Below are 13605 nucleotides of genomic sequence, written 5' to 3' on the forward strand. Positions count from 1 at the left end.
TGCGTCGGGGAACGTTGTATTGAGCGCCGAACCCGGCAACATCCCACCGGCCTTCGAGGAGGAACGAGCCGCATGCCACACCCGAGCGCCCCCGGCGCGGCTGCGACCACCGAGGTTTCTTCGTGAACCGGCGTGACGTCCTGCACGGTGTCACCGCCGGCGACGACCCGCCGTCCGCGCGTATCGAGCTGGATCTCGCGGATCACGAGGAACCCACCTGGGAGGTGCACCGGCCCGGACCGCGGCAACGGTTCGACCGGCGCGCCCGCACCATCCTGACCGTGGCGGCGGTCGCGGCACTGCTCGCCAACGCCGGCGCGGCCTGGGCGTACTGGCGGTTCAACGGGGACACCGGGCGGGCGGACGAGGTCGCCGCGCCGCCGACCGCCGGGACCGCGGTGGACCTCGTGCTGAGCGCCACCTCGAATCCGGCGCGCGTGCTGCGGCCGGGCGACACCGGAGACCTCACGGTCACCGTGACCAACCAGCACCCGGTGGTGGTGCGGGTCCTCGCGATCCAGCCCACCGGCCCGATCGTCGCCGACCACGACAGCCGGGAGACGGGATGCGCCGATCCGAAGGTGCAGCTCACCGGGAAGAGCTTCCCGGTGACGTGGAACGTGGCGCCGAACAACGTGGCGGCGTTCACCGTGCCGAAGGCGCTGACGATGCGGGCGGACAGCCCGGCGGCGTGCAAGGGGGCGACGTTCACCGTGCCGCTACGGGCTCAGGCCGTACGCCCCTGAAAAGTCCCGAGGTCACGCGTTGATGCGGTGGCGCGGGATCGGCCGCTCGATGTGCGCCGGGTCGACGACCACCGCGTCGTGCAGCACGTGCCGGGCCCGGTCGGTGGCGGCACGGGCGAGGCCGCCGTCGTGGCTGGCCGCCTCGATGCCGTCGGCGATCACCTTCGCGGTGGCCTCGCCGTACGTCCGGGCGTCGTGGATCTCCCGCTCGTGCATGAGGGACGCCTCGTGCTCCCGCAGCCGGGCGATCCGGGCCTCGGCGCGTTCGTAGGCGTTGCCGCGGGAGGCCAGCTTGAGCCCGATGGCCGCGCAGTCCAGGGCCACCAGCAGCAACGCGATGCCCAGGTAGAACACGCCGACACCCCAGAAGTCGGTCTTGACCAGGTGCCACATCGCGGCGGTCCGCGCCCCGAACCCGGCGTCGTTGCGTACCACCTCGGCGTTGGCCGCCTTCTCGGTGCTGATCAGGTCGCCGAGGCGGGCCTGTTCCCCCGCCCGGGCGGCCCGGACCCGGCGCTGCTCGCGCTGCAGACCGGCGGCCTGCTGGTCGAGCCGCGCGGCCTGGTCGTCGAGGGCCCGGGACCGCTGCACGAGCGCGTGGCAGTAACCGCCGCGCGGGCAGCCGGGACTGCGGGTGACGCCACGGCCGGCCGAGTCGTCCAGGGCCTGGCGGTAGAGCAGGCGGGCGTCCTCGCGCTTCGCGGCCGCCCGGTCGGTGATCCGGCGGATCGCGGCGTCGTCGGCGGCCGCCTCCTTGCGCAGGTCGGCGAGCCGGGCCGCGTAGCCGGCCACCGCTCCCCGCGAGTCCAGATCGGTGAGCTGGGCGCTGTGCACGTCGGCGAGGTGGGCGTCGATCTCACCGCGGTACCGGGCCAGCATCAGCGGCTCGGTGATCACCAGGGCGAAGAGCAGCGCCAGGCCCAGCCGGCACAGGTAGAGACCGAGGGTGGGCGGGCGCAGCAGGTGCCGCGGGTCCGCCGACTCGAGCCGTTCGTAGCTGATCGTCACCCGGCCCACCACGGCCCGGTCGTAGGCGACCACGCCGACCGCCACCAGCGGGCCGACCACCCACTGGTACCACGGGTGGGCGTAGCCGGAGCTGGCGTCGATGAACGCGGCGCCGCCCACCGTCGCGTAGACGAAGTACAGCAGGACGAATACGCCGATCGATGAATACAGCACGCGATCCGAGTGCGTGTTCACACTTCGGGGATTCACGTTCGCCACCCGCAGCAGCAGGTGCCCGAGGCCCTTGCGCATGCTGCCGAGTCTGGCCGACGACCCGCCCGCCCGGGACGGATTCGGCGGATCAGGTCCCCGGGACGGTCGGTTCGGTGATCGTGACCCGGAGCAGGACGCGCACCTCGACGGTCTGCTGCTGCGGGTGCAGGTCGAACGCGTCGCCGGTGTCGGCGGCCTCGAAGGCCATCGCCCGCATCATCTGCGGCGCGGAAGCGGCGTCGGCGTCCGCGATCTCGACGATGCGGTCCAGCCGGGATCCGACGGCCGAGGCGTAGTCCCGGGCGCGGTCGAAGGCGTCGGCGACCGCGGCACGGCGGACGTCGGCTCCCGCTCCGCTGCCCGGGCGAAGCTGCCACCAGGGGCCGGACAGCGACGTCAGCTCACCGGCGGCGAGCTGCGCGAGCAGCTCGCCGAGCGGCTCGAAGTCGGTGACCGTGACCGTCGTGGTGATCGAACCCGCGAAGGAGACGGCCTTCTCGCCGCGCCGCTTGAACTCCGGGTGCACCTGGAGGCCGGTGGTCTCCCGCCGCTCGATCGCGGTGCCGAACCGGTCCAGGATCGTGCCGACCTCGGCCGCCCGCCGGGTGAGACGGGCGACCACCGTCGCCTTGTCGCGGTCGGAGGCGTTGACCGTCACCGCGAAGACGGCCTGCTCCGGCGGCACTTCACGGCGTGCCTCGCCGTGGACGATCACGATTGTCGGGTCCACGGCGGGCACTCCGTTCAGTAGGCGGCCAGGCGGTCGGCCGCAGCGGCCACCCGCTCGTCGGTGGCGGTCATCGCGACCCGCACGTGTCTCGCCGCCGCCGGGCCGTAGAAGGCGCCCGGAGCGGCCAGGATGCCGAGCCGGGCGAGCCGGTCCACGGTCACCCAGCAGTCCTCGTCGCGGGTCGCCCACAGGTAGAGGCCCGCTTCCGAATGGCTGATCTCGAAACCGGCCTTCACCAGAGCGGACCGCAGCGTCTCCCGGCGGGCGGCATAGCGGTCGCGCTGCTCCGCCACGTGCGCCTCGTCGGTCAGCGCGGCGACCATGGCGGCCTGCACCGGCGCCGGGACGATCATCCCGGCGTGCTTGCGGACCGCCAGGAGCTCGCCGACCAGGGCCGGGTCGCCGCCGATGAAACCGGCCCGGTAACCGGCCAGGTTGGACCGCTTGGAGAGCGAGTGCACGGCCAGGACGCCGGTGTAGTCGCCGCCGGTCACCTCGTCGGACAGCACCGAGACGGGTGCGGTGTCCCAGCCGAGTGACAGATAGCACTCGTCGCTGACCACCGTGACCCCGCGCTCGCGGCCCCAGTCGACCACCTTGCGCAGGTGCTCGGCGGGGAGCACCCGTCCGGTCGGATTGGACGGCGAGTTGATCCAGATCAGCTTGACCCGCGGGTCCGGGCCGATCGCGGTGAGCGAGTCGGACCGGATCACCTCGGCGCCGGCCAGCTTGGCGCCGACCTCATAGGTCGGGTAGCAGACCGACGGGATCACGACCACGTCACCGGGCCGGACCCCGAGCAGCGTGGGCAGCCAGGCGACCAGCTCCTTGGAGCCGATCGTCGGGAGCACGCCCACCTCACCGGAGGCGCCGCACTCCCGCCGCAACCAGCCGGCGATGGCCGCGCGCAGCGCCGGGGTGCCCGCGGTCAGCGGGTAACCGGGTGAGTCCGACGCGTCCGTGAGGGCCTGCCGGACGGCCGGCGGGACCGGGTCGACGGGGGTGCCGACCGACAGGTCCACGATGCCGTCCGGGTGTGCCGCCGCGATCGTCTTGGCCGGCTCCAGCAGGTCCCAGGGGAAGTCCGGCAGAGCCGACGACAGGGCGCTCAGTGTGCGTCCCCGCGCGGCGGCTGGGCGAGGATGAACGGCGTGTCCTTGTCGATCTTGCCGACCTTGGAGGCGCCGCCGGGCGAGCCGAGGTCCTCGAAGAACTCGTAGTTCGCGCTCGTGTAGTCCTTCCACTGCTCGGGGACGTCGTCCTCGTAGAAGATCGCCTCCACCGGGCAGACCGGCTCGCAGGCCCCGCAGTCGACGCACTCATCGGGGTGGATGTAGAGCATCCGGTTGCCCTCGTAGATGCAGTCGACCGGGCACTCCTCGATGCACGCCTTGTCGAGAACATCGAGGCAGGGCTCAGCGATGATGTAGGTCACTGGTCTTTCCCTTCAAAGCCACGCCGCGGGAACCGCCGACGACAAATTGCAGAGCCTAGTATTCCCGCCGAGGGAGGTATCACGTGCTCCGACAGCAGGATGTGGGACACCGGGTGGTGGTACGGCGAATTGTAGGCGTAACCGGGGACCGCACGCTCTTCACGGATGCGCTCGGGGAACTCGTCGACCTCACCGAGACCGATCTCACCATCGCCACCGACAAGGGCACCGTCCGGGTGCCGCTGCGTGAGGTGCACCGGGCCAAACGGGTGCCGCCGGCCCGCCGGCCGCACGCCGCCGCGGTGATCGCGCTGGAACTCGCCGCGGACGAGGCGTGGCCCGCCCCGGTCCGGTCCCGGCTCGGAGGCTGGATCCTGCGGGCCGCGGACAACTGGACCGGCCGGGCCAACTCGGCGCTCGCCGTCGGCGACCCGGACCGCCCGCTCGACGCGGCGATCGACGCGGTGATCAAGTGGTACGCCGACCGTGGCCAGCAACCGCTGGTCAACACGCCGATGCCGCTGGCCGCCCCGGTCAGCGCGGCCCTGGACGAGCGCGGCTGGACCACCCGGCCGCTCACTCTGGTGCAGACCGTGGCGCTGGCCCCGCTGGTGACCGCTCCCACGCCGGGCGATCTGCCGCCGGTCGATCTGGCCGACTCCCCCGGCGACGACTGGTACGCCATGGTCGCCGAGCACAAGGGCACGCTCCCGGGGGCCGCGCTGAGCATTCTGAACGGCGTACCGGAGAAGGTCTTCGCCCATGTCCGCGACGCGGACGGTGAGCTGCTCGCGGTGGCCCGTGGCGCGGTGACCGGACCGGATCGCTGGCTCGGCGTGTCGCTGCTGCAGACGGCGCCCGCCGCCCGCCGGCGCGGCCTGGGACAGCACGTGATGCGCGGGCTGGCGCGGTGGGCGGCACAACGCGGCGCCGCCCGCGCCTACCTCCAGGTGGAGGAGCGGAACACCGCGGCGGTCGCGTTGTACGGCCGGCTCGGGTTCAGCACCCACCACACCTATCTGACCAGGCAGGGACGCGTCTAACGCCGGCCGACGACCCGGCGCGGGCGGGTGGTCCGGGCCTGGGTGAACGCCTTCAGCGCGCGGGAGCGGTAGTCCCGGCCCAGCATCACGGCGACCCCGTAACCGATCGCGATGCCGACGACGCCGAAGCCGCAGTAGAGCCAGATCTGTGAGAAGAATTCACCCGCGCCGTTGGCGAACGGGCCGATGCCGCTGACGAACGGGCCCACCAGAACCGTCAGCAGCATGCCGGCGAGCGCGCCGAACCCCACGTCGGGCATCCAGTCGGAGAGCTTGTCCCGCTGCGACCGGACGAAGGTCAGAACGGCCAGCACCAGCGCGACCACCACGAACATCACGATCGTGGCCAGGCTCTGCGCCCGGCCGTCGTCACCGTCCGAACTGAAACGGATCACCAGCCGGGCGATCACGTTGATCGCGAACAGGGCGACGGCCAGCGCCCCGATCCGGAACCAGCGCTGCTGCCTCATCTCGTCCTCCACCGTCGAACACCATGAATCTCGTGGGCGGGATCGTAGCGCCCGCACCATCGTCACGGGTGATGCACGTGGATTACTTGGCAGCGCCTGGAATTTCGCTGTCAGTCCGCAGCGGTCTCAGGATCAGCCGGTACGAATGGACGGCGAACGTCAGGCTCCCGGCCAGGATCGTCACCAGCGCCACCACGTTGGTCCCGCCGACCAGATAGTCGCCCTCGGCGGTCCGGGTGCCGGCGGCCGCCATCATGACCAGCGTCCACAGCACCCACGGCACCACCAGGCCCCGGCGGCGGCCGGTGGTGTAGACCGCGAACCAGCCGATCGCCAGGTTGGCCAGCACCGCCACCGGGACGGCCAGCGGCAGCGGGTCGCCGGAGCCCTCGTACGGCGAGTCGCCGGCGAGGACGGTGCGGAACGCGCCGATCCGCAGCGCGCTCAGCTCCAGCTCCAGGAACGCGGTGACCACGGCGGCGACGGCCGCGACGACGACCCCGGCCACCCGGATCACGATCTCCAGCCCGGCCGGGGACCGCCGGGTGTCCGGTATCCGGGTCTCCGGCATCATCGCGGTGCCACGTCCAGCCCGCTGAACAGGTCGCTCTCCCAGCCGAACGGGCCCGAACCGGGACCGCGCGAACCCTTGGCGAGCGTGTAGTACTCCACGCCCATGAACTCGCCGCCGAAGTCGCCGGCGATGCCGTAGAGCCAGGAGTTGTCCGGGATCTGGGTGGCGTGGGCGCGCATCGCCGCGGTCTTCTTCGCGTAGTGGTCGGTGCCGTCGACGCGGGCGGCGATCTCGTCGTCCGGCGTGCCGAACGGCAGGTCCTCCACCTTCTCCACCTCGGCGAACGGGTTGCTGTCCGACTCCCGGAACGCCTCCATGCCGTCCTGCAGGACGCTCAGCGGCATCGCGGTCCAGTAGATCTTCTCCGGGCCGTCGTCGCCGGCCAGCTCGGCGGCGCGCATCGCGACCCGGTGCGCCTGGATGTGGTCCGGGTGGCCGTAGAAGCCGTTCTCGTCATACGTGATCATGACCTGCGGGCGGATCTCGCGGATGATCTCGACCAGGTGGGCGGCCGCCTCGTCCAGATCGGCGCCCCAGAACGCGCGCGGATGCTCGTTGGTCGGCAGGCCCATCATGCCGGAGTCCCGGTAACGGCCGACCCCGCCGAGCATCCGGTGGTCGGTGACGCCGAGCGCGGCACACGCCCGCTCCCACTCCACCAGGCGGTAACCGCCGAGCTGGTCGGCGTGGGCGGCGCCGAGCGCGGCCAGCTCGGGCACGTGGATCTCACCCTCCTCACCGAGGGTGCAGGTCACCAGGGTCACGTGGGCGCCGGCGGAGACGTAGTGCGCCATCGTCGCCCCGGTCCCGATGACCTCGTCGTCGGGATGGGCGTGAACGAGTAGCAGACGGCGGGCGGGCAGCTCTTCAGTCACGGCCGATACTGTACGCGCGACCACCGACGAACTCGCTTCACCAGCCCGCGGTTTGCCCGGCGCGAGTCGCCCCCGATCGGCGATGCTGGGAGCGTGGGATACCCGTACGCCGTGACGGTCGGCGCCGACAGTGCCCGTGTCCTCTTCCTCCGCTGTTCCGAGCTCTGGCTGCTCGACCTCGCCGACGGGACGCGGCGGCGGGTCGGCGCAGGGCCGGTGGACGCGTACGCGACCGACCGGGACGCCCGGATCGCCGCGCTCGTCCGCGGCGGCGAGCTGTTCCGTGCCGACCTGACCGAGGGCACCGTCGTCCGGGTCGGCACGGCCGGGCCGGCGCACGACGCGCGGCCGGACCCGACCGGGACCCGGATCGGCTACCTCACCGAACCGCACGGCGCGGCGTCACTGCACGTGTCCGGGCCGGACGGCGACCGGCTGCTGGCCGGCGAGCCGGGGAACGCGTGGCGCGAGCACGGCGGGACGATCGCCTGGGGGGTGCCGGGGGCGTCGGCGGGCGAGTTCGGGCGTACCCGCGGCTGGTGGTGGGCCCCGGACGGCTCGCAGATCCTCGCCGTGCGCAGCGCCCGGACGGTCAGCCTGCACCTGCTCGACCTGGACCACGGCTGGGTCGACGTGCACTGGGACCGGGAGACGTACCCGCATCTGGCGCAGGTGCGCTGGGCCGGTGGCGGCCCGCTGATCACCGTGCTGCGCCGCATGCAGCAACACGGCCTCGTGCTCTCCGTCGACCCGCGCACCGGTGAGACGCAGGTGCATGCCGAACTCGCCGACGCCCGCTGGGTGGAGCCGATCCCGGGCACGCCGCGGCACCTGCCGGACGGGCGGGTGCTGGTCGGCGGGGAACTGGCCCACGACGGGTTCGACGCCCGCTGCCTGTTCGCCGACGGGAGCCTGCTCACCCCGCCCGGCCTCTACGTGCGGCGAGTCGCCGGGACGCTGCCCCGCGCGGACGGGCCGGCCGGCTCACCGGACCTGATCGTCGAGGGAAGCCTGGGCGACCCGGCGGTGCGGGAGATCTTCCGGCTGCGCACCTCGCTGGGTGGCGGCGGCCCGGAGCTGCAGCGGATCGCCGCGCTGGGCGCCGGCGAACAGGTCACGGTCGGCGGGGACGTGCTGATCGCCGGTGACCGGGTGTGGCACGCCGGCCGGCTGATCTCGCTGGGTGACCCGCCACCGTCGCCGTCCGCGGCGCCGGTGCTGGAGCGCGTCACCGACCGCCGGCTGTCGGCCGGGGTGCTCTACCCGGCCGGGCACGTCGCCGGGACGCGGCTTCCGGTGCTGGTCACGATGGGCGAGGGACCCGGACGGCAGCAGGTGCTGGCGGATCCGCGGGCCTGGCGGGAGCGGCAGCGGTGGGCCGACTCCGGCTTCGCCGTCGTGAGCATCGATTCCCGGGGTACGCCCGGAGTCGCGCCCAGTTACGAGAAGGCGGTGCACCGGCGGACCGCGGACGTGATGCTGGGCGACCAGGCGGACGCGTTGCGCGCCCTGCACGGCAAGCACCCGGACCTGGACCTGGGCCGGGTCGCGGCGCGCGGCGCCGGGCTCGGCGGATGGCTGGCCGCGATGGCGGTGCTGCGCCGGCCCGAGGTGTTCCACCGGGCGGTGGCCCGGGAGCCGGTGCTGGACTGGGCGGATCTGCCGGCCGCGTTCGCCGAGCGTTACCTGGGTGACCGGAACGACTCCCCGGACGTGTACGCCCACCACTCGCTGCGGGAGTCCGGCGGCTCGCCGGACGTGCTGCTGGTCGGCGCGGAGCTGGCCGGTTTCCCGTCGCGTCCGGCCGCGACCTTCGAGGAGGAGCTAACCTTCTTGGATGGGTGGTAGTCGCTTGAGGGGTTGATATGCGACTAGATGACGTGCAACCATTGTCTTCCGACAACACGGGAGACGCCATGACATCCGCTCTTCACCTCGCCAAACGCACCTGGACCGAGTCGGAGTACCTGGCCATCGGCGAAACGCCCGAGCGCATCGAGCTTTTCGACGGGAGCCTGCACGTGTCGCCGATTCCCACCGGGGGCCACCAGCACATCGCCAGCGAACTCCAGGCCGCGATGCGGGACGCGGTGCGGCACGCGGGGCTCTACTCGTTCCAGGGGCTCAACATCCGCCTTCGCCCAGGCCACATCCGCGTTCCCGACTTCCTCATCACGACGACGATCGACTACCAGGAGTCGGTCTACGACGTCGGAGTGGTCCGGCTGGCTTGCGAGATCGTCTCGCCCTCCAATCCGGCCACCGACAAGCTCCACAAGATGCACTACTACGCGGAGGCCGGCATTCCGTGGTACCTGGTGATCGATCCGCGAGCGGAGACATTCCACCTCTACCAGCTCAACGGGAACAGATACGCGGAGCACGCCTCCGCCTCTCCCGGTAAGCCGCTGGAGCTCATCGAGCCCGTCGCCGTGACCATCGATCCGGCGGACTTGCTGCCGCCTTCCTGAAACTGTCGCACCCGGCGCATAGGGTCGATTCATGACCCACTTCGATGAGGCGGGTGCGGCGGTGCAGGCCGCGCTCGACGCGGGGGCTCGATATGCCGATGCCCGGGTGATGGTGCGGCGGACCGAGTCCATGTCCGCACGGGACGGCGATGTGGAGGATCTCGGCTTCGACGAGAGCGCCGGCCTGGGTGTCCGGGCGCTGGTCGGCTCCAGCTGGGGTTTCTACGCCGTGCCCGATCTGTCCGACCCCTCCGCCCGTGCCGCCGGGAGGCGCGCCGCCCGGATCGCCGCCGCCGGGTCCGCGGTCCCGGGCCCGCCGGTCGATCTCGTCCCGGTCGCCCCGATCGTGGCGAGCTGGGCCAGCGACTGCGTGGTCGATCCGCTCGGCGTGCCGCTCTCCGACAAGGGTGACCTGCTGGTCCGGGCGACCGCCGCGGCGAGAGCGGCGGGCGCCGACGTGGCCGAGGCCAACTACGCGATCTGGGACACCCGCAAGTGGTTCGTCTCCAGCGAGGGCCACCGCATCGACCAGCACATCCGGGAGTGCGGCGCCGGTGTCACGGCGATCGCGATCGGCGCCGGCGAGGTGCAGCGGCGGTCCTGGCCGTCGCACCGGGGCCAGTTCGGCACCCGCGGGTGGGAGCTGGTCGACGAGATCGATCTGGTCGGCAACGCGCCGCGGATGGCCGAGGAGGCCCGGGCGCTGCTGACCGCGCCGCTCTGCCCGTCCGGCGAGACCACTCTGGTGCTCGGCGGCGAGCAGCTGGCCCTGCAGATCCACGAGTCGGTGGGGCACGCCATCGAGCTGGACCGGATCCTCGGCTGGGAGGCCGCGTTCGCCGGCACGAGCTGGCTCGACCTGAGCCGTCTCGGCTCGCTGCGTTACGGCTCCGATCTGATGAACATCACCATCGACCCGACCTTCCCCGGCGCGCTGGGCAGCTTCGGGTTCGACGACGAGGGCACCCCGGCGGCGAAACGGCACGCGGTCCGTGCCGGTCTCTGGGTGGGCGTGCTGGCCGGGCGCGACTCGGCGGCGGTCGCCGGGCTGGATTACGCGGGCAGTGTCCGCTCCGACGGCTGGGCCCGCCTGCCCATGGTCCGGATGACGAATGTGGGGCTGGAGCCCGGCCCGCACACCCTCGACGAGATCATCGCCGAGACCCGCGACGGCGTGTTCATGGACGTCAACCGCTCCTGGTCGATCGACGACCGCCGGCTGAACTTCCAGTTCGGGTGCGAGATCGGTTACGAGATAAAGAACGGGAAGCTGGGCCGGATGCTGCGCAACCCGACCTACACCGGGATCGGTCCCCGCTTCTGGCAGTCGATGGACATGCTGTCCAGCGAGACGATCGCCTGGGGCACGCCGAACTGCGGAAAGGGCCAGCCCGGCCAGGTCGGGCACACCGGGCATCCGGCGGCGCCGGCCCGGTTCACCGACGTTCGGGTGGGGGTGCACGGATGAGTGGGGAGAGCGGCCGGGCAGGGGCCGAGCTGGAGCTGGCGGCGCATGTCATCCAACTCGTCCGGGAGCTGGCCGGGCGGGAGGCCGAGGCCGAGGTCAACGTGCGGCACGAGGCCGAGGCGCTGACCCGGTTCGCCAACTCGGCGATCCACCAGAACGTGGCCTCGGCGAGCACCGGCGTCCGGCTGCGGCTGCACGCCGGCGGCCGCACGGCGGGCGGCTCCACCACGCTGAACAGCGCCGACGGTCTACGGACCCTGGTCGAGCGCACTCTGGCCGCGGTCCGGGTGTCGCCGGCCGACCGATCCTGGCCGGGTCTGGCAGCGCCGGCCCCGCTGCGCCTGTCGGCCGGGCATCCCGGCTCCGGTGAGCGGTCCGGGCTGGCGTTCGGCTTCGACGAGGCGACGGCCCGAGCCGACCCGTCCGAGCGCGCCGACCGGGTCCGTGACTTCGTCCGGGCCGCCGACGGCCTGGAGACGGCCGGTTACTGCCGCACCGTCTACGTCTCGGCCGCGTTCGCCAACAGCGCCGGCCAGGCCGTCGAGGGCCGCACCGCCGAGGCCGCGATGGACGGGATCGCCCGTTCCGGCGGCGCGGACGGGGTGGCCCGGCTGGCCGCCGCGCGCCTGGCCGACCTGGACGGGGCGGTGCTCGGCGCGCGGGCCGCGGCCAAGGCGCGGGCCGCACGCGAGCCGGTCGAGCTGCCACCGGGGCATTACGAGGTGGTTCTCGAGCCGGATGCGGTCCGCGACATGCTGGAGAACTTCGCGTTCTTCGGCTTCGACGGCAAGGCGCACAACCAGCAGCAGAGTTTCGCCGAGCCGGGCCGGGAGCAGTTCGATCCGTCGGTGACCATCGTGGACGAGCCGCTCGGCAGCCGCGACGAGCCGGCCGCCGATCTGCCGTTCGACGAGGAGGGCACGCCGCGCCGGCCGCTGGTGCTGGTCCGGGACGGGGTGACCACCGCGGTGACGCACGACCGCACCTCGGCGGCGCAGGCCGGCACCGAGTCGACCGGGCACGCGTCCGCGGTGTCCCGGTCGTGGGGTCCGCACGCACGGAACCTGCGGCTGGAGGCGGCTCCGCTGCTGGGCGCCGCGCCGGGCGCCGGGGGCACCGGCGCGATCGCCGACTCGGCCCGCCCGCTGATCTCCGCGGTCCGGCGTGGACTGCTGATCACCGACCTCTGGTACACGCGCGTTCTCGACCCCAAGGCCCTGGTGATCACCGGCCTGACTCGAAACGGGGTGTGGCTGATCGAGGACGGGCAGATCACCTCGCCGGTGGGCAACCTGCGGTTCACCCAGTCCTATCCGCGGGCGCTGGCTCCGGGGAAGGTGCTCGGGATCGGCGCCGAGACGGTGCTGCTGCCGGAGTCCTGGGGCCGTGCGCGGTACGCCGCGCCGGCCCTGCATCTGGCGGAGTGGAACATCACCGGCAACGCCTCGGGCTGACGACCCGGGCGGGGAGTCGGCCGCTGTCCGCGTGACCGCCCGCATCGAAGCCCTCATCGCCGCAGGAGGGTGACGAAAGGGTGGCCGGGCTACCGCGCCGCGCCCCTGCCTCACACCGCGAGGAAGATCTGATACTTCATCGGTGATGATCTTTGCGTACCGGGATGATGTTTTTGTGACCCAGTCCGCAAAGTGTCAGACGTTCGGCGTAACGTGTGCCCCACATCACCGTCGCGATGCGACGGAGGCGTGGGGCACCGTCATGTCCTGACCTCCTCGCGCCGCGGCCCCTGTCACGGCATTGTCAGGAGATGGAATGACGACGACGGCTACGAAGCCGGGCGGCGGCGGCAAGGCGCGGGCGGCGATCGCCGCCCGGACGCTGCGCACCGACCGCTGGTGGCTCGCGCCGCTGGTGACCTTCGTCGGGCTGGGCGCGTGGGTGGCCTACGCGACCGTCCGGGTGTTCATGCACAAGTGGTTCTACGTGGAGCAGTACCACTATCTGACACCGTTCTATTCGCCGTGCATCACCGACGTGTGCGGTCCGGCGGCGGAGTTCGGCACCCCGCTCCCGAGCTTCTTCCTCATCCCGGAGGCGGCGTTCACCCTGCCGTTCCTGCTGCTCTTCCGGCTGACCTGCTACTACTACCGGAAGGCCTATTACCGGGCGTTCTGGCTGTCGCCGCCGGCGTGCGCGGTGCCGGACGGTCACCGGAGGTATTCCGGGGAGACCCGCTTCCCGCTGATCTTCCAGAACGCCCATCGGTACGCGTTCTACGCCGCCGTGATCATCTCGGTGATCAACACGTGGGACGCGGTGCGGGCGCAGACGACCGGTCTCGGCCTCGGCAACGTGATCCTCTGGGTCAACGTGATCATGCTGTGGGCGTACACGCTGTCCTGCCACTCCTGCCGGCACATCGCCGGCGGCCGGCTGAAGCACTTCTCCCAGCACCCGGTCCGCTACCGCTTCTGGACGTTCGTGTCGAAACTCAACGCCCGTCACATGCAGCTGGCCTGGATCACGCTCGGCACCCTGGCGCTGACCGACTTCTACATCATGGGCCTGGCCGCCGACTGGTTCTCCGACCTGCGGATCATCAACTAGGAGGCGC

Annotated in this window: 14 protein-coding genes; 7 read left to right on the forward strand and 7 right to left on the reverse strand. The window is 72.1% G+C overall.

Annotated elements, in window-relative coordinates; genetic code table 11:
- The first annotated feature begins 122 nt into the window (after positions 1 to 122).
- Complete coding sequence (locus tag Aut01nite_RS10220) at positions 123 to 746, forward strand: hypothetical protein (protein ID WP_052164621.1); 624 nt, start codon at positions 123 to 125, stop codon at positions 744 to 746.
- Positions 747 to 758: 12 nt separating this feature from the next.
- Here Aut01nite_RS10220 and Aut01nite_RS10225 read toward each other — a convergent pair whose 3' ends face one another.
- The 4 genes from Aut01nite_RS10225 to fdxA are packed head-to-tail and all read right to left on the reverse strand — an operon-like array spanning position 759 to position 4132.
- Positions 759 to 2006, reverse strand: a complete 1248-nt coding sequence (locus Aut01nite_RS10225; RefSeq protein WP_043533463.1) for a DUF4407 domain-containing protein — start codon at positions 2004 to 2006, stop codon at positions 759 to 761.
- A gap of 49 nt (positions 2007 to 2055) precedes the next feature.
- The gene (locus tag Aut01nite_RS10230; protein ID WP_043533606.1) at positions 2056 to 2697 is read right to left on the reverse strand and encodes an SIMPL domain-containing protein; all 642 of its coding nucleotides are present in this window, start codon (positions 2695 to 2697) and stop codon (positions 2056 to 2058) included.
- Positions 2698 to 2711: 14 nt separating this feature from the next.
- Positions 2712 to 3809, reverse strand: coding sequence for a succinyldiaminopimelate transaminase (gene dapC, locus Aut01nite_RS10235; RefSeq protein WP_173476766.1), 1098 nt, complete (start codon positions 3807 to 3809; stop codon positions 2712 to 2714).
- A complete protein-coding gene (gene fdxA, locus Aut01nite_RS10240) occupies positions 3806 to 4132 on the reverse strand; it encodes a ferredoxin (protein WP_043533462.1) in 327 nt (108 codons plus the stop codon). The genes dapC and fdxA overlap by 4 nt, the downstream gene beginning before the upstream one ends.
- 83 nt (positions 4133 to 4215) lie before the next feature.
- Here fdxA and Aut01nite_RS10245 point away from each other — a divergent pair, with 83 nt between their 5' ends.
- Positions 4216 to 5175 (forward strand): GNAT family N-acetyltransferase, encoded by a 960-nt coding sequence (locus tag Aut01nite_RS10245; RefSeq protein ID WP_043533461.1) that lies wholly within the window; start codon positions 4216 to 4218, stop codon positions 5173 to 5175.
- Here Aut01nite_RS10245 and Aut01nite_RS10250 read toward each other — a convergent pair.
- From Aut01nite_RS10250 to mshB, 3 genes are all read right to left on the reverse strand, one after another.
- On the reverse strand, positions 5172 to 5657 hold the full coding sequence (locus Aut01nite_RS10250) for a hypothetical protein (protein ID WP_236643200.1): 486 nt from the start codon (positions 5655 to 5657) through the stop codon (positions 5172 to 5174). The two genes, Aut01nite_RS10245 and Aut01nite_RS10250, sit on opposite strands and share 4 nt — an antisense overlap.
- 70 nt (positions 5658 to 5727) lie before the next feature.
- Entirely contained in the window at positions 5728 to 6219 is a 492-nt protein-coding gene (locus Aut01nite_RS10255; protein ID WP_084000143.1) for a hypothetical protein, read from the reverse strand.
- The gene (gene mshB, locus Aut01nite_RS10260; protein ID WP_236643199.1) at positions 6216 to 7094 is read right to left on the reverse strand and encodes an N-acetyl-1-D-myo-inositol-2-amino-2-deoxy-alpha-D-glucopyranoside deacetylase; all 879 of its coding nucleotides are present in this window, start codon (positions 7092 to 7094) and stop codon (positions 6216 to 6218) included. Before mshB ends, Aut01nite_RS10255 begins: the two co-directional genes overlap by 4 nt.
- Before the next feature lie 93 nt (positions 7095 to 7187).
- Between mshB and Aut01nite_RS10265 the strand changes: the two genes are divergently transcribed.
- The 5 genes from Aut01nite_RS10265 (at position 7188) to sdhC (ending at position 13598) form a co-directional block, all read left to right on the forward strand.
- Entirely contained in the window at positions 7188 to 8942 is a 1755-nt protein-coding gene (locus Aut01nite_RS10265) for a S9 family peptidase (protein WP_236643198.1), read from the forward strand.
- A 68-nt stretch (positions 8943 to 9010) separates the two neighbouring features.
- Positions 9011 to 9565, forward strand: coding sequence for a Uma2 family endonuclease (locus Aut01nite_RS10270; RefSeq protein ID WP_043533458.1), 555 nt, complete (start codon positions 9011 to 9013; stop codon positions 9563 to 9565).
- A 31-nt stretch (positions 9566 to 9596) separates the two neighbouring features.
- Entirely contained in the window at positions 9597 to 11033 is a 1437-nt protein-coding gene (locus tag Aut01nite_RS10275) for a TldD/PmbA family protein (protein ID WP_043533457.1), read from the forward strand.
- Positions 11030 to 12487: a TldD/PmbA family protein gene (locus tag Aut01nite_RS10280; RefSeq protein ID WP_043533456.1), complete on the forward strand. Its 1458-nt coding sequence runs from the start codon at positions 11030 to 11032 to the stop codon at positions 12485 to 12487. Before Aut01nite_RS10275 ends, Aut01nite_RS10280 begins: the two co-directional genes overlap by 4 nt.
- Positions 12488 to 12803: 316 nt before the next feature.
- Positions 12804 to 13598, forward strand: a complete 795-nt coding sequence (sdhC, locus tag Aut01nite_RS10285; protein WP_043533455.1) for a succinate dehydrogenase subunit SdhC — start codon at positions 12804 to 12806, stop codon at positions 13596 to 13598.
- Positions 13599 to 13605: the final 7 nt, after the last annotated feature.

It is taken from the genome of Actinoplanes utahensis (assembly GCF_016862455.1).
Taxonomy (GTDB): Bacteria; Actinomycetota; Actinomycetes; order Mycobacteriales; family Micromonosporaceae; genus Actinoplanes; species Actinoplanes utahensis.